The 13,497-nt window shown below is 63.0% G+C and carries 17 protein-coding genes; 10 read left to right on the forward strand and 7 right to left on the reverse strand.

What is annotated here, in order from left to right:
* Positions 1-20 precede the first annotated feature (20 nt).
* The 3 genes from QRN04_RS15245 (at position 21) to QRN04_RS15255 (ending at position 2,943) form a co-directional block, all read left to right on the forward strand.
* On the forward strand, positions 21-377 hold the full coding sequence (locus QRN04_RS15245) for an LPXTG cell wall anchor domain-containing protein (RefSeq protein ID WP_284976871.1): 357 nt from the start codon (positions 21-23) through the stop codon (positions 375-377).
* A 79-nt stretch (positions 378-456) separates the two neighbouring features.
* Positions 457-1,308, forward strand: a complete 852-nt coding sequence (locus QRN04_RS15250) for an SDR family oxidoreductase (RefSeq protein WP_284976872.1) — start codon at positions 457-459, stop codon at positions 1,306-1,308.
* Positions 1,309-1,458: 150 nt separating this feature from the next.
* On the forward strand, positions 1,459-2,943 hold the full coding sequence (locus QRN04_RS15255) for an MFS transporter (RefSeq protein WP_284976873.1): 1,485 nt from the start codon (positions 1,459-1,461) through the stop codon (positions 2,941-2,943).
* Between the two features lie 101 nt (positions 2,944-3,044).
* Here the strand turns inward: QRN04_RS15255 and QRN04_RS15260 are convergent, their stop codons facing one another.
* Positions 3,045-3,650, reverse strand: a complete 606-nt coding sequence (locus QRN04_RS15260) for a malonic semialdehyde reductase (protein ID WP_284976874.1) — start codon at positions 3,648-3,650, stop codon at positions 3,045-3,047.
* A gap of 237 nt (positions 3,651-3,887) precedes the next feature.
* Here QRN04_RS15260 and QRN04_RS15265 point away from each other — a divergent pair, with 237 nt between their 5' ends.
* Positions 3,888-5,243, forward strand: a complete 1,356-nt coding sequence (locus QRN04_RS15265) for a uracil-xanthine permease family protein (RefSeq protein ID WP_284976875.1) — start codon at positions 3,888-3,890, stop codon at positions 5,241-5,243.
* A gap of 13 nt (positions 5,244-5,256) precedes the next feature.
* On the opposite strand, the gene QRN04_RS15270 is transcribed toward QRN04_RS15265, so the two are convergent.
* Positions 5,257-6,288 carry an aldo/keto reductase gene (locus QRN04_RS15270; RefSeq protein ID WP_284976876.1) on the reverse strand — a complete coding sequence of 344 codons (1,032 nt, stop codon included), beginning with the start codon at positions 6,286-6,288 and terminating at the stop codon, positions 5,257-5,259.
* A 230-nt stretch (positions 6,289-6,518) separates the two neighbouring features.
* On the opposite strand from QRN04_RS15270, the gene QRN04_RS15275 reads away from it, so the two are divergent.
* The 4 genes from QRN04_RS15275 (at position 6,519) to QRN04_RS15290 (ending at position 8,878) form a co-directional block, all read left to right on the forward strand.
* Positions 6,519-7,097 carry a type 1 glutamine amidotransferase domain-containing protein gene (locus QRN04_RS15275; RefSeq protein WP_284976877.1) on the forward strand — a complete coding sequence of 193 codons (579 nt, stop codon included), beginning with the start codon at positions 6,519-6,521 and terminating at the stop codon, positions 7,095-7,097.
* Positions 7,098-7,236: 139 nt separating this feature from the next.
* A complete protein-coding gene (locus QRN04_RS15280; RefSeq protein ID WP_284976878.1) occupies positions 7,237-7,563 on the forward strand; it encodes a hypothetical protein in 327 nt (108 codons plus the stop codon).
* A gap of 13 nt (positions 7,564-7,576) precedes the next feature.
* The gene (locus QRN04_RS15285) at positions 7,577-8,128 is read left to right on the forward strand and encodes a dihydrofolate reductase family protein (protein WP_284976879.1); all 552 of its coding nucleotides are present in this window, start codon (positions 7,577-7,579) and stop codon (positions 8,126-8,128) included.
* Between the two features lie 6 nt (positions 8,129-8,134).
* Entirely contained in the window at positions 8,135-8,878 is a 744-nt protein-coding gene (locus QRN04_RS15290; RefSeq protein WP_284976880.1) for an MBL fold metallo-hydrolase, read from the forward strand.
* Positions 8,879-8,883: 5 nt separating this feature from the next.
* Here QRN04_RS15290 and QRN04_RS15295 read toward each other — a convergent pair whose 3' ends face one another.
* Complete coding sequence (locus QRN04_RS15295) at positions 8,884-9,327, reverse strand: YdeI/OmpD-associated family protein (RefSeq protein WP_284976881.1); 444 nt, start codon at positions 9,325-9,327, stop codon at positions 8,884-8,886.
* Positions 9,328-9,416: 89 nt separating this feature from the next.
* Between QRN04_RS15295 and QRN04_RS15300 the strand changes: the two genes are divergently transcribed.
* Positions 9,417-9,659: a DUF2630 family protein gene (locus tag QRN04_RS15300; RefSeq protein WP_284976882.1), complete on the forward strand. Its 243-nt coding sequence runs from the start codon at positions 9,417-9,419 to the stop codon at positions 9,657-9,659.
* A 3-nt stretch (positions 9,660-9,662) separates the two neighbouring features.
* Here QRN04_RS15300 and QRN04_RS15305 read toward each other — a convergent pair whose 3' ends face one another.
* The 3 genes from QRN04_RS15305 to QRN04_RS15315 are packed head-to-tail and all read right to left on the reverse strand — an operon-like array spanning position 9,663 to position 11,931.
* On the reverse strand, positions 9,663-10,805 hold the full coding sequence (locus QRN04_RS15305) for a glycerate kinase (RefSeq protein WP_284976883.1): 1,143 nt from the start codon (positions 10,803-10,805) through the stop codon (positions 9,663-9,665).
* A gap of 60 nt (positions 10,806-10,865) precedes the next feature.
* Positions 10,866-11,645: a glycerophosphodiester phosphodiesterase family protein gene (locus QRN04_RS15310; RefSeq protein ID WP_284976884.1), complete on the reverse strand. Its 780-nt coding sequence runs from the start codon at positions 11,643-11,645 to the stop codon at positions 10,866-10,868.
* A 37-nt stretch (positions 11,646-11,682) separates the two neighbouring features.
* Complete coding sequence (locus QRN04_RS15315) at positions 11,683-11,931, reverse strand: hypothetical protein (RefSeq protein WP_284976885.1); 249 nt, start codon at positions 11,929-11,931, stop codon at positions 11,683-11,685.
* Between the two features lie 121 nt (positions 11,932-12,052).
* On the opposite strand from QRN04_RS15315, the gene QRN04_RS15320 reads away from it, so the two are divergent.
* Positions 12,053-12,943, forward strand: coding sequence for an SDR family oxidoreductase (locus QRN04_RS15320; RefSeq protein ID WP_284976886.1), 891 nt, complete (start codon positions 12,053-12,055; stop codon positions 12,941-12,943).
* 36 nt (positions 12,944-12,979) lie between these two features.
* On the opposite strand, the gene QRN04_RS15325 is transcribed toward QRN04_RS15320, so the two are convergent.
* Positions 12,980-13,372: a low affinity iron permease family protein gene (locus tag QRN04_RS15325; RefSeq protein WP_284976887.1), complete on the reverse strand. Its 393-nt coding sequence runs from the start codon at positions 13,370-13,372 to the stop codon at positions 12,980-12,982.
* Between the last annotated feature and the right edge of the window lie 125 nt (positions 13,373-13,497).

Genomic DNA, 13,497 nt, shown 5'->3' on the forward strand with positions numbered 1-13,497 from the left:
CTGGCACTAGTAAACGTGGGTTGACTTGGTTGCCATCAGGCTCGCCCCCCAATGACTTCCAAACAGGCGTGGTCTCCGGGACCCCCTTCGCAGTCGGTGCTGTTGCAATGTTCTTCTGGGCGCGTCATGACGACCGCTCAGGTGAGCGCCTCTGGCATGTGGTCGGACCACTCGCTCGTGCGGGGGTCAACACCATCGGCGCCACTTCCGGCCTCATCGGACCATACCTGACCGGATGGCTGCTTGATGCGACGGGATCCTCCCAGATCGCTATGTTGATCGTTGGCCTCCTGCTCTTGCTGGGAGCGCTCCTGCTGATCTTCGTCTTCAAGAACATGGCCAAGACTCCGGAGATGAAAGGCACCACCCTCGGATAGTTGCACGGCAGCCAAGGGGCGGTGAAGCATTAGCATCATCGCCCTTTTCTTCACATCTAACCAGCGAAAGAGAACTCGCATGAAAGTCACTCCTACCCTCGCGGTTACAGGTGCCACAGGCGTGCTCGGCGCCTTTGTCGCCCATTACTTGGCCGAGCGCGGGATCGCCCAGCGGTTGCTCGTCCGCACCCCAGCGAAAGCACCGTCCTTATCCGAAAGCACAATCCACCGGTTCAGCTACTCAGACCAGGAAGCCGCGATTACGGCATTGCGCGGCGTTGAAACCCTTTTTATGGTTTCCGCGCACGAAAGCCCGGAACGCCTGGACCAGCACCGCACCTTCGTTGACGCCGCCGCGTCTGCGGGTGTCAAGCACGTCGTTTACACATCCTTCGCAGCCGCAGCCCCGGACGCCACCTTTACCCTCGCACGGGACCACTACGTCACCGAGGAATACATCAAAGCCTCAGGAATGAAATGGACGTTCCTTCGTGACGGCTTTTACCTGGACTTCATGGAAGCCCTGGTCGGCGAAGACGGCGTTATCCGCGGCCCGGCAAAGGACGGACGCGCCTCCTTTGTCGCCCGCGCCGACGTGGCCCGCACAGCAGCTGCAATCCTTGCAAACCCCGGGGACCATGCCGCCCAAACATACAACCTCACCGGCCCTGAAGCCCTCACGCTGGATGAGGTGGCTGCCACCATCAGCCGCATCCGCGGCCGCCACATCACCTTCCACAACGAAACCCTCGATGAGGCCTACGGCTCCCGTGCCGGCTACGGGGCACCGGACTGGCAACTCGAAGCCTGGGTCAGCACCTACACAGCTATCGCCAGCAACATCATGGCCCCCGTCAGCCAAGACATCGAAACCATCACCGGTAACGCACCGATGAACCTCGAGGAGTACCTCACCACAAATCCGCGCTAGGCGCAGCAGCAGCTGGACGCGCAAACCGGCATTCCCCACTCCGAACGCCCAGATCCCCAATCCCGCCCGCAGTAGTAAACGTGTGTTGACTTAGCGTGATGACACATCATATCCTCTAAGTAATCAATCGTTTACATGCCGAGGAGCGCCATGTCCATCACAGCTGAAGGCCCCGTGCCCGGTCCCCTGCCCGGCCGAGAAGGGCAACGCCCGCGCGGTGCTGGCATCATCACCTACCTCTCCCTTGGCGGCCTGTCCTTCGCAGTGCTCCAGTCGCTGGTGGCGCCCGCACTCGGCACCATCGGGAAAGACCTGGGTGTTGCCACCAGCGATGCAAGCTGGGTGCTCACTGCCTACCTGCTATCCGCTTCTGTGCTGACGCCGATCCTGGGGCGCCTGGGTGACATGGTGGGCAAGCGCAAGGTCCTGATCGTTGTCCTCGTCCTACTCTTGGCAGGCGCAGTCATCGCAGCCCTCGCTCCGAACCTGACCGTACTGATCGTCGGGCGCGTTCTTCAAGGCGCAGCCGGTGCCGTGATGCCGCTCTCCATCGGGATCGTCCGCGATGAACTCCCGAAGGAACGCGTCAGTGTGACCATCGGGCTGCTGTCCGCCATCTTCGGCATCGGAGCCGGCGTCGGAATCGTCGCAGCGGGTCCGATCGTTGAATCCCTGTCCTGGCATTGGCTGTTTTGGCTCCCAGCGGGCCTTGTTGTCATCGCGCTGCTAGGCGCGATCTTCGGCATGCCCGAGTCACCCGTCAGGACGCCTGGGAAGCTTGACTGGCTCGGCACAGCGATCGTCTCCGTGGGTTTGGTTGCGGTGTTACTCGCCATCAGCGAGGGCCAGGCATGGGGATGGGGCGACGGCAAGACCGTCAGCCTGCTCATCGGGGGCGGCGTTGCGCTCATTGGGTTCGTAGTGGTGGAACTGCGCGTCGCTGAACCGCTGATCGATGTACGGCTCTTCCGCCACCGGGGCGTGTGGACCGCTCATATTGTGGCCCTGGCATTCGGCTTCGCGATGTTCGGCACGTTCGTGCTGGTCCCCACCATCCTTCAGTTGCCTACAGTCCTGGGTTACGGCTTTGGCAAGAGCGTCAGCGAGGCCGGACTCTACCTGCTGCCCACCGTCATCGCCATGGTCATTTCCGGGGTGATCGCCGGTGCTTTGATCCGTAAAGTGGGGCCCAAGATTCCTATGATTCTTGGCGCGGTGTCAGTCACCGTCGCGTTCGTCATCCCGGCCCTCGGGCACGGGGAAGAATGGCAGATCGTGCTGTCCGGAATCCTCACCGGCATAGGCATCGGAATGGCCTTGGCGGCGACGTCGAACGCGATCGTGGAAAGCGTACCCGCCACGCAAACCGGAGAAGCGATCAGCGCCAACACGGTGCTGCGTACCATCGGCAGCAGCATTGGCACGGCTGTGATCGCAGCCCTCATCTCGTCCAATGTCGCAGCCCAGGGCGCGCCAACCGACCATGCGTTCACCGTAGGATTCTGGGCGTGTGCCGGCGTCGGCGTCGTGGCGCTGGTGGCAGCGCTGGTGGTTCCATCCCGGCGGCAACGCCGACGGGACGCGGAAGCCGCTGGAGTGGATGACTTCGACGAACTGGAACACGCCAAGCGCTGAGCTACCGGCCAAGGCCACGGCCAGCGCATGTCCAGTGCATGTCCAAGGACGCAAAAAACGCCCGCCCGGATTTTCCGGGCGGGCGTTTTCGGTGTCGAAGCTTAGACAGTGCGGACCACGTCGTCGTAAGCGAACTTGGGCTTGGCCTCGCCCCACGCGTCTGGGCCGGGCTGGCCGATGTTGACCACGAGGAAGCTCTTCTGGTCACCGGCGGGGAAGAATTCGGCGTCGATCGCGGCGAAATCAGCGCCGGTCATCGGGCCGGCCGCAAAACCGAGCGAGCGGACGGCCAGGATGAAATACCCTGCCTGCAGGTGGGCGTTGTTGTTGCCGGTGGAGGCAGCAACGGCGGGATCGGCGTCGTACATGGCCTTGGGTGCGCCGTATTCGGGGAGGAACTTGTCCCACTGTCCGTGCCAGTTGGTGTCGTAAGACAAGATCGCGACCAGCGGAGCTGAGGCGGTCTTGGCCTGGTTTCCGCGGGCGAGCGCGTCAACCAGCTTGGCGCGGGCCTCCGCAGAGCGGACGTAGGTCACGCGGAGCGGCTGGGAGTTGAAGGCGGTGGGGCCGAACTTGGTGAGCTCGTAGATGGCGCGGGCCTGCTCGTCGGTGACCTCACCGGCGAAACTGTTGGCGGTGCGGGCTTCGGCGAAAATGGCGTCGACTGCTGCGGCGTCAATGACTGCTTCTTCGTGGGCGATCGTCATGCGTGAACCTTTCCATGGGCCCTGACCCTGAATCAGCCGGGCACGTCTGCTTTCCATGGTTGCAACCTGACTGCGCGCTGTCCTCTTCCCGTGGCGGCCAGTGATGTTGGGCACAGTCCCCATTCTCGTTGTGAGGCCCGTTCTGCAGGCTCACCAGGGCTTGAGGGATGTAGAGCGGGCCCCGCATTGCCGGTATTGTTGCACCGAATCCCAACACTCTTCTGAGGAAGGCCTGCCATGAGCATGCTCGGCACCAAATGGAAGCTCCACGGCAACGGCAAGTCCATCCGCCCCGGACAGGTGGTGGCTCCCGACGAGCGGCTGGCATGGCCACTGACCATCGGCATCGGCATGCAGCACGTGGTGGCAATGTTCGGCGCGACGTTCCTGGTCCCCATCATCACAGGCATGCCACCGGCCACCACGCTGTTTTTCTCGGGCATCGGCACGCTGCTGTTCCTGGTGATCACCAAGGGCCGCATTCCCAGCTACTTGGGTTCGAGCTTCGCGTTCATCGCCCCGATCATGGCATCCCAGCAGCAGTACGGCGTTGCCGGCGCCTTGGGCGGCGTGGTGCTCGCCGGCGTCGTACTGGCGCTCATTGGTGCGATCGTCCAGAAGTTTGGCGCCGAATGGATCAATCGGCTCATGCCGCCGATCGTTACCGGCGCGATCGTGGCGCTGATCGGCCTCAACCTGGCCCCGGCTGCGAAGAACAACTTCGACCTCGCGCCCGTGACCGCGTTGGCCACGCTGGTCACGATCATCCTGGTTTCTGTTTTGTTCCGCGGAATCCTGGGACGGCTGAGCATCCTGGTGGGCGTTGTGGTGGGGTATCTCGTGGCGATGATGCGCGGCGAGGTCTCCTACGGCAAGATGGACGCCGCCGCATGGATCGGCCTGCCGCACTTCCAGACGCCCGAGTTCCACATCGGCGTCGTCGGCCTGTTCGTGCCCGTCGTGCTGGTACTCGTGGCTGAAAACGTGGGGCACGTGAAGTCGGTAGCTGCCATGACAGGCCAGAACCTCGACGCCGTCTCCGGCCGCGCGCTGATGGCCGACGGCGCCGCCACGGTCCTTGCCGGTTTGGGCGGCGGTTCCGGCACCACGACGTACGCCGAGAACATCGGGGTCATGGCCGCCACCAAGGTCTATTCGACGGCGGCCTACTGGGTGGCGGGTATCTTCGCCATTTTGCTGAGCTTCTCGCCGAAATTCGGTGAACTGATCGCGACGGTCCCGCCGGGCGTCCTTGGCGGCGCCGCCACCATGTTGTACGGCATGATCGGTGTGCTCGGCGTGAAGATCTGGGTGCAGAACAAGATCAACTTCTCCAACCCCATCAACCTGACCACGGCCGCTGTTGCCCTCATCATCGGCATCGCTGATTACACGTGGACCATTGGCGATCTGAAGTTCACGGGGATCGCACTTGGCTCAGCCGCCGCCCTGGTGATCTACCACGGCATGAAAGGCCTGGCCCGCTGGCGCGGGACCGTCGCTGAACCCGAAACCGAGACGGCGGGGCTGCCGCCTGCGGTGAAGTCGGCAATGAACGCTGCGGCACGGCGGGGCGGAAAAACGGGGAGATAACCCCCTCGGGCGCTTACCGGCCGCCTTCCATCTTGCGGCTCCGCTGCTGAATGGCCATGGGGCCGTACGGGTAAACGCCGACGCGCGGTTCGCTGGCAACGGTTAGCCGCTCGGTTTCCTCCGGCGTCAGTTCCAGGTCGGCAGCAGCGAGGTTATCAGCCAGTTGCTCAAGGTTCCGGGCACCCAGGATGACCGAGGTGACTGCTGGCCGGTCCGCCAGCCAAGCCAGTGACACCTGCGATGCGCTGACACCGTGGTCCTCGGCAATTTTCTCCACTGTTTCGATGACGTCCCATGTGCGGGGATCCTCGTTGCGCGCCTGCCACGCTTCCATGCCTCGGCTCGGGTTCTCACCGAGCCGGGTGGCACCCACAGGAGCCTCGTCGCGCTTGTACTTGCCGGAGAGCCACCCTCCGCCCAAGGGCGACCAAGGCAGCAGCCCAATGTTCGCGTCCAAGGAAGCAGGGACAATCTCGGACTCAATCTCACGGACCAGCAGGTTGTACTGGGGTTGCAGGGTGACCGGGGCACTCCAGCCGTGAGCCTTGGCCACGTGAACCGCCTTGGTCAACTGCCAGCCCAGGAAGTTGGAGAATCCGTAGTAAGCGATCTTGCCGGCGCTGACGGCGTCGTGCAGGAAACGGAGTGTCTCTTCCAACGGCGTGATGGGGTCCCAAGCGTGCATTTGGTACAGATCGATCTGCTCCACACCCAGGCGGCGAAGGGAATCATCCAGCGCCCGCGTCAGGTGCTTGCGCGAGGTGCCGACGTCGTTGGGCGTTTCACCCATCGGGAAACGGCCCTTGGTGGCCAACACCAAACGGTCTTTCGCATCTGGCCGACGGGCGAGCCAACGCCCGATGATTTCCTCCGATACGCCAGCGGAATAGACGTCCGCTGTGTCGATGAAGTTACCACCGCTGGCAACGTAGGCGTCCAGGATGGCGTGGGACGTTTCCTCGGTTGCCTCGGCTCCAAACGTCATGGTTCCCAGCGCGTAGGTTGAAACTACTGCGCCACTGTTGCCCAATGTGCGGAAGTGCATGGTGCTCCTTAGGTCTCGGTACCTATGGGACGCTACACAGGTTGCGCTGCATTGTCAGCAGCCTTACGTATCCCTGTTTTTCCTAGGTTTGGGAGTCCTACCCTCCGCCACAACCGGAAATTGGTCAGCTTGCTTACTAAAGCGGACTTCCCTACGCTGGAACAGGTCAGACAAACAACTCTCACAGCAGCGGCACGCCCCAAAAAAGGTCACGGCAACGAGGAGGAACTATGTCAGAGCACAACATCACCGGCAATATCGCGGGAAAGAAAGTCGCATTCCTACTGACGGACGGCGTAGAGCAAGTGGAGCTCACCAGTCCATGGCAAGCCGTGAAGGATGCAGGTGGAGAGCCTACCCTCGTAGCCCCATCCACAGGCAAGGTCCAGGGTTACAACGGCACAGAACCGGGTGACACCTTCGACGCAACCCTCGCAGTAGCGGACGCCAAAGCCTCAGACTTCGACGCCTTGGTCATCCCAGGCGGCGTGGTCAACTCCGACCACCTGCGGGTCGACAAGGATGCCCAGAACTTCGCACGGACTTTCTTCGAGCAGCACAAGCCCGTCGCGTCGATCTGCCACGGACCGTGGCTCCTGATCGAGGCCGGCGTGATCAAGGGCCGCAACGTCACCTCGTACCACACGCTCCAGACGGACCTAAAGAACGCGGGCGCCAACTGGACGGATGAGGAAGTCGTCGTCGATCAGGGACTGGTCACCAGCCGGAACCCGGACGACCTTCCGGCCTTCAACGCCAAGCTGGTCGAGGAAATCTCGGAAGGCCAGCACGCTGGCCAGACCGCATAGCGGCCTTAGCCCACACCCTAACCCCCGGCGAGTGCCGCCGTCGTACTTTCACAAGAGGTACGACGGCGGCACTCGCCACGCATGTTGCGCAGGTCACATTCCATCCCTAGGCTGGGGAAGCTGCAGCGTGGCAGCACCGATGAAAGGCACTAAATTGGCCAGCGACAAACTCTCCGTAGTTGTTCGCGTCGACGTTGACGGCGAACAGATCCAGATCGCAGCAACAGGACGCGTCACGGCATCGAGCCTGCAAGGGCTCTACCCGGTAGTCCAGCGCACCAAGAGCCTGGGCGGCGGCCTCGGAGTGGAGATGGATCTTTCCGAAGCGACGGTTGATCCGGATGCCCTCGACCAACTTACGATTTATGCTGAGCTCCACGAGGTCCCGGTCCGGTTCACCCCGGAGCGCCAGGCGGTCACCGCACTGCCGGCACGTAGACTCCAGGTAGCAAGCCAAGCCGCATAAACAGGAGGCATTGATGCGCAAAGTGACCGCCGGATTGTTCCACTCCGTTGATGGCGTGGTGCAGGACCCGTTCAACTTCCAGTTCGACAGCTTCGACGAGGACTTGGGCAAAGGCCTGACCAAGATGATCAACACGGTGGACACGGTGGTCCTGGGCCGGGTCAGCTACGAGGAATGGGCAGGGTACTGGCCCACCGCGTCCCAAGATGAGGGTTTCGCGGCCTTCATCAACCCTGTGGAGAAGTTCGTCGCCTCCAGGACGCTCACCGAGCCCCTCGAATGGGAAAACTCGCACCTGATCAAGGGCGACGTCGAACAGTTCGTCAGCGAGCTGAAAACCCGCGACGGCGGCGAGATCGCAGTGTGCGGCAGCATCTCCCTGGTACGCCAACTCCTGTTCGCGGGCGTCCTTGACGAATTGACGCTGATGACCCACCCGGTGATTGCCGGCAGTGGACGGCGCCTTTTCGAGGACGGCGATCCCCTGAACCGGCTGGTCTTGGAGGACCAGTTCGCGACAAGCAAGGGCAACGTGGTAACCACGTACAGCGTTCGGAAAGACTGAGCAGCCATGGCAATGGCGGAGGTCGCCGATGGTGTTTACCGCTTTTCCGATGCCTACGTGAACTTCTACATCATTGAGGGCGACGACGGCCTCACCCTCATCGATTCGGGCCTTCCCTCCATGTGGCTTCCGCTGGAGAAATCGCTCCGAGCTGTGGGCCACACCCTCCGGGACATCCGGGCACTGGTCCTTACGCACGCCCACTTCGATCACCTTGGGCTCGCCCGGAGACTCCACGAATCACTGAACGTTCCAGTGTGGGTTCACACCGAGGACTCCTTTATCGCCAAGCACCCGTACCGCTACCGGCACGAACGTTCGCGCTTCGTTTTTGCCCTCACCCACCCCAAAGGCCTTCCTGTCATGGCAAGCATGACCAGGGCCGGCGCACTGAACGTCCAGGGCGTTGACGATCTGAGTTATTTCCCAGGCACCGGCAAGCTGCCGGTCCCGGGAAGCCCCGAAGCCGTCTTCTCCCCAGGTCACACCAGCGGACACTGCGGGCTGTTCCTCCGCGACCGCGGCATACTTTTCAGCGGTGACGCTTTGGTGACGATGGACCCGTACACCATGCGGACCGGTCCCCGGATCGTGGCTGGGGCCGCCACGGCCGATAGCGCCTTGAACCTCGCATCCCTGAAGCAACTCGCCGCCACGAAAGCAAGCTTGGTGCTCCCGGGGCATGGCGAACCTTGGACCAGGGGCATTGAGGACGCCGTTGCGATCGCGAAGGCCAACGGCCCCGCATAATCGCGCTACTTTTTGCCCGCTTTGAGGTCTGCGACAACTTTGGCGATCCGTCGGGCGCGGGTCTCCTCGGTCTTGGCGTCACCGATCGGTTCGACGTACCGGCGCTGGCTGCTGTAATTGAGCGTTCCATAGAAAGCCTTCGCGTCCGGCTCTGCATCCAGCGCAGCAGCGAGATCGTCCGGCACCTCAATCACCCTGGGCTCTGTATCCACCTCAAGCCCGACCTCCACTGTGTGGCCCGCTTCGGCACCGGTCAGCTCGCGGTTGGCGGAACTCACGCCCACCATGTACTTGCCACCCATCACGGCGATACTGCTGCGATAGCTCTGTCCGTTGATAGTCACCACCACTGGCGGCCGCTTTCCGGCCGCCAGCCCATCAACCACGTGGGAGGGGATTTCGATGCCTGCTTTGTTGCCATCGCCAACGATGGTGGTGGTGAATTTCATGACCCAAGTATGCCGCTGACAGCCAGTAGACGCACCTCTACTGCTGGGCTACCTTCGAACATAACGCCCACCCAGCAAGGAGACAGACCATGGACAACCAAGACCTTCTGGAGCGCATCCAGTCACTCGTCGAAGAGGAGCACCGCCTTCGCGACACGGCAGGTTCCGACGACGACAGCGGTGACAACAGCTCCCGCCTCGCCCAGCTGGAAGCCCAGCTCGACCAGTGCTGGGACCTGCTCCGCCAACGCCGGGCAAAGAGGGACGCCGGCGAAAATCCCGATGAAGCAGAGCCACGGCCCGTCAGCGAAGTTGAGGGGTACCGGCAGTAGCCGCTAAGCCCCCTCCAGTACCTGGCTCGTGGCCCATGCCAGGTATTTGGCGGCGTTAGCAACGGCGTCGGACACGTCCGGAACGCCGTCTTTCCGCTGAGCGATGTCAAGCAGCTGGGCCGCGGCCACGATGCCGTGCCGGGCCAGGTCCTCGGGGGTCACGGTGATGCGGCCAGCAACGGCCACCACGGGGATCCCATGCACGCTTGCAGCATCGGCGAGCGCAATGGGGGCCTTGCCCGTGAGCGATTGCTCGTCCATGGAACCCTCGCCGGTGATGACCAGGTCGGCATCGCCCAAGTGCTGTGCCAGTCCGGTCAAGCCCGCGACCAGCGCGAAGCCGCCTTCCAGCGCTGCGTCAGTGAATGCAAGGAACGACGCCGGGAAACCACCTGCCGCTCCGGCTCCGGGAACGTTCACGTCACGGCCAGTCGATTCCCGAAGGAGTGATGCCCAGTTGCGGAGGCCGGCGTCGAGCTTCTCCACGGCGTCCGCATCCGCACCCTTTTGGGGGCCGAACACATGCGCGGCACCGTCAACGCCGTACAGCGGGTTTTGCACGTCCACGGCAATGCGGAACTTCACGCTGGACAGCCGCGGGTCCAGCGCGGAAACATCCAAGGTGACGACGTCGGCCAGCGAGCCTCCCCCCAGAGGCACCACGTTCCCGGCCGCGTCAAGGGGTTTGAGCCCCAGGGCGCGAAGGGCGCCGCTGCCGGCGTCGGACATTGCGGAGCCGCCAAGGCCCAACACGATCTCGGTGGCCCCCGCGTCCAACGCGGCGGCAATGAGCTGGCCACAACCGTAACTATGTGCCCGGAGCGAGTTCTCTGCGGTCGGTTCCATGTGCGCCAGGCCGGACGCCTGCGCCGTTTCGATCACGGCCGTCGCTCCGCCGAAGGCGTCCTTGCGAATGGCCCAAGACGCACCCACCGGTTTGAGGATCGGTCCCACCACGGCGTTGTTCCGCTCCTCGTACCCTGCGGCGATGGCGGCGTCGAGCGTACCTTCACCGCCGTCGGCCACGGGAAATTGGGTGGTCACAGCATCGGGGTAGACGCGGAGGGCGCCTTCGGCCATGGCTGAGGCGGCCTCAGCCGCGGTCAGGGATCCCTTGAACTTGTCCGGGGCGATGAGGATACGCATGGACCCATCTTGCCAGCCGCGACAGACAGGCTGGCCACACTCCCGCCCGGGTGGGGGCAATCAGGCCCAGGCACTGCGGCGTATGAGGACCTCCTTGAGCAGGTCCAGCCTGTCGGACACGATGCCATCCACGCCAAGATCCAGGAGTCGCTCCATCTCGGCAGGGTCATTGACGGTCCACACATGCACCTGCAACCCCGCCCGGTGGGCTCGCCGGATGAACCCCGGCGTGACCACCCGAAACCGTCCGTACCGGACAGGCACCTGAAAAGCGTCGACGCCGGCAAGCAAATTGGTCATCCAAGGTAGCGGAATTACGGCACCAAGGAAGACGAAGAGGGCGGTCGAAGTGCTCCCAGCCGATGTCGCCACCCGACGGGACAGCAGCCTGAGGACTGCCCGGCGTCGCCGATCCGAGAAACTCGTGACCAAGACACGCTCATGGATCCCGTGTTTTTCAATGGCTGCAGCCATGGGGCCAACTGCGTTCCAGGCTTTGACGTCCAGGTTCAACCTGACATCCGGCAGCGCGGTCACCAGTTCATCGAATGTGGGGACATGTTCGACGCCGCCGATTCTCGCCTCTGCCACGTCAGCTGCGGTCAACTCCGCGATCCGGCCGGCCGAATCCGTGACGCGGTCCAGGGATGCATCATGGAATACCACCAGGACGCCGTCCGCGGTGGCGTGCACGTCAGTTTCCAGGTGGACTGTACCGAGGTCTTCCGCTGCCCGGAAAGCCGACATTGAATTCTCGAGGCCGTTCAGGGAAAAGCCCCTATGCGCCAAGGCCAGTGGGCCCACCGAGCCGTCTTTGCGGAGGAAATAGGGCAGCGTCACACCCGTAGCGTAGCCGACCAGCCCACATCCCGGACCGTCAGGACTCCTGCGGTACGATCTCCACGCCGTCGCTGATGTGCACCAACGTCCGGCCGCGACCGCCGTCGAGCTCTACCCAGACCGCCGTGGCGTCACCCGTGACGGCGTCCACAACCCCCGGTGATTCGTAACCGGGAGTGAGGGTCACGCTGACACGGTCCCCCTGCCGTAGCGAAAGCCAGTGGTGATCCGGTTCGATGCGCCGCACCGGCGTCGTCGTGAAGTCGTTAATCCTGCGCTTGGCCATGATTTCCCCTACACATTCAGCAATCAAACGGGTGTGGCTGGCAGCCTACGGGTGCCACATGAACGGCGGTTGTATGGAGGCTGGGAGCACGGTGACAGCCCGGTCCTGACACACTGGGGTCATGACTGTGTTGATCGCCGGATGCGGCGACCTTGGAACCGAAGCCGGACTGCGATTCGCCGCTGCCGGCCATGACGTAGTTGGCTTGCGACGGTCACCGGAGAAGCTGCCCCCGGAAATTCGCGGCGTTTACGCGGACCTCTCGGTGAGCGTGCCGGACCTTCCCGCGGATGTGGACATTGTTGTAGTGTCCGTCGCCGCCGATGCCTCAACCGAGGCGGCCTACCGGGCGGCGTACCTGGACGGCGTGAGGAACGTTATGGATGCCATCGAACGGGCCGACGTGGAACCCCGGAGCGTCTTGTTCGTCTCCTCTACCGCCGTGTACAAGGACTCCGGTGGCGCGGTGGTTGATGAATCGACGCCCACGGAGCCAACACGATTCAGCGGGCAGGTCCTCGTGGAAGCCGAGGAACTGCTGTTCGCCCGGACACAAGGCACCAGAACACAACCCATCTCCCTCCGGCTCGGGGGTATTTACGGTCCCGGCCGGACCCGCCTCATTGACCAGGTGCGCAGCGGCCAAGCCGTCATTCCAGCCCAGCCCCGGCACACCAACCGCATCCACAGGGATGACGCCGCGGCCCTGATCGTTCACCTCACCACTATGGAAGCGGCGCCTGAGCCGGTGTATGTGGGGGTGGACGATCATGCGGCAGAGTTGGGCGAGGTGCTGCGATTCCTTGCCGCGGAGATGGGATGCCCCGAACCCTCGACGGCGGCCCCGGACAGCGGGCCCGACGGCGGTCTCGGCGCTGGCCCCGGCACTGGCCCCGGCGACAAACGGTGCTCGAACAAACGCGTCCGCTCGACCGGCTTCGAGTTCACTTACCCCACCTACATTGAGGGGTACCGAGCCCTGCTGGCCGGGGAGGGCGTCCGGCATCCGTGATCCGTGCCTCCGGGCCGGATCAACGTCAGGCCGGTACTACGACCGCCCGGAACCGGAACGCGATTCGCCTTCTTCTTTCAAGCGCTGGCGTTGACGTTCCAATTCCTTTTCGCCTTCGTGCTCGGCGTTATAAAGCTTGGTGTTACTGACTTGCAGCTCCAACATGATCGCGTCCAGTTTGACGTGCAACGCTTCGCTGTCGCGGTTCTGGGTGTTCTGGATGATGAACACCATCAAGAACGTGATGATCGTAGTACTGGTATTGATGATGAGTTGCCAGGTATCAGAGAATCCAAGCAGCGGTCCGGAAAAGCCCCACAGAATCAGGACAGCGACGGCGATCGCAAAAACCCACGCATGTCCAAGAACCGTGGCCACCTTGGTGGTGAAACGGGTAAAGATATCGGGACGGTCTTTTTTCTTTGGCATGCTAGCTCCTTAGGAAATCCAGTCGCTCACTTCAGCTCAGCCTAGTGCTGACCGGTCTGCCTCAGGAGTTCTCCGGACGGAAAATGAGGACGGCAAGCATTACTGTTGACTGGTGTTCGAGCCGC

The sequence above is a fragment of the Arthrobacter sp. efr-133-TYG-104 genome, from assembly GCF_030208915.1.
GTDB lineage: Bacteria > Actinomycetota > Actinomycetes > Actinomycetales > Micrococcaceae > Arthrobacter.

What these genes read in the sequence shown, in the direction of transcription:
- QRN04_RS15265 (WP_284976875.1), top strand. Translation starts at nt 3,888, where the DNA reads ATGAGCATGCTCGGCACCAAATGGAAGCTCCACGGCAACGGCAAGTCC.
- QRN04_RS15270 (WP_284976876.1), bottom strand. Translation starts at nt 6,288, where the DNA reads ATGCACTTCCGCACATTGGGCAACAGTGGCGCAGTAGTTTCAACCTAC.
- QRN04_RS15325 (WP_284976887.1), bottom strand. Translation starts at nt 13,372, where the DNA reads ATGCCAAAGAAAAAAGACCGTCCCGATATCTTTACCCGTTTCACCACC.
- QRN04_RS15295 (WP_284976881.1), bottom strand. Translation starts at nt 9,327, where the DNA reads ATGAAATTCACCACCACCATCGTTGGCGATGGCAACAAAGCAGGCATC.
- QRN04_RS15320 (WP_284976886.1), top strand. Translation starts at nt 12,053, where the DNA reads ATGACTGTGTTGATCGCCGGATGCGGCGACCTTGGAACCGAAGCCGGA.
- QRN04_RS15255 (WP_284976873.1), top strand. Translation starts at nt 1,459, where the DNA reads ATGTCCATCACAGCTGAAGGCCCCGTGCCCGGTCCCCTGCCCGGCCGA.
- QRN04_RS15280 (WP_284976878.1), top strand. Translation starts at nt 7,237, where the DNA reads ATGAAAGGCACTAAATTGGCCAGCGACAAACTCTCCGTAGTTGTTCGC.
- QRN04_RS15250 (WP_284976872.1), top strand. Translation starts at nt 457, where the DNA reads ATGAAAGTCACTCCTACCCTCGCGGTTACAGGTGCCACAGGCGTGCTC.
- QRN04_RS15285 (WP_284976879.1), top strand. Translation starts at nt 7,577, where the DNA reads ATGCGCAAAGTGACCGCCGGATTGTTCCACTCCGTTGATGGCGTGGTG.
- QRN04_RS15300 (WP_284976882.1), top strand. Translation starts at nt 9,417, where the DNA reads ATGGACAACCAAGACCTTCTGGAGCGCATCCAGTCACTCGTCGAAGAG.
- QRN04_RS15290 (WP_284976880.1), top strand. Translation starts at nt 8,135, where the DNA reads ATGGCAATGGCGGAGGTCGCCGATGGTGTTTACCGCTTTTCCGATGCC.
- QRN04_RS15315 (WP_284976885.1), bottom strand. Translation starts at nt 11,931, where the DNA reads ATGGCCAAGCGCAGGATTAACGACTTCACGACGACGCCGGTGCGGCGC.
- QRN04_RS15260 (WP_284976874.1), bottom strand. Translation starts at nt 3,650, where the DNA reads ATGACGATCGCCCACGAAGAAGCAGTCATTGACGCCGCAGCAGTCGAC.
- QRN04_RS15305 (WP_284976883.1), bottom strand. Translation starts at nt 10,805, where the DNA reads ATGCGTATCCTCATCGCCCCGGACAAGTTCAAGGGATCCCTGACCGCG.
- QRN04_RS15275 (WP_284976877.1), top strand. Translation starts at nt 6,519, where the DNA reads ATGTCAGAGCACAACATCACCGGCAATATCGCGGGAAAGAAAGTCGCA.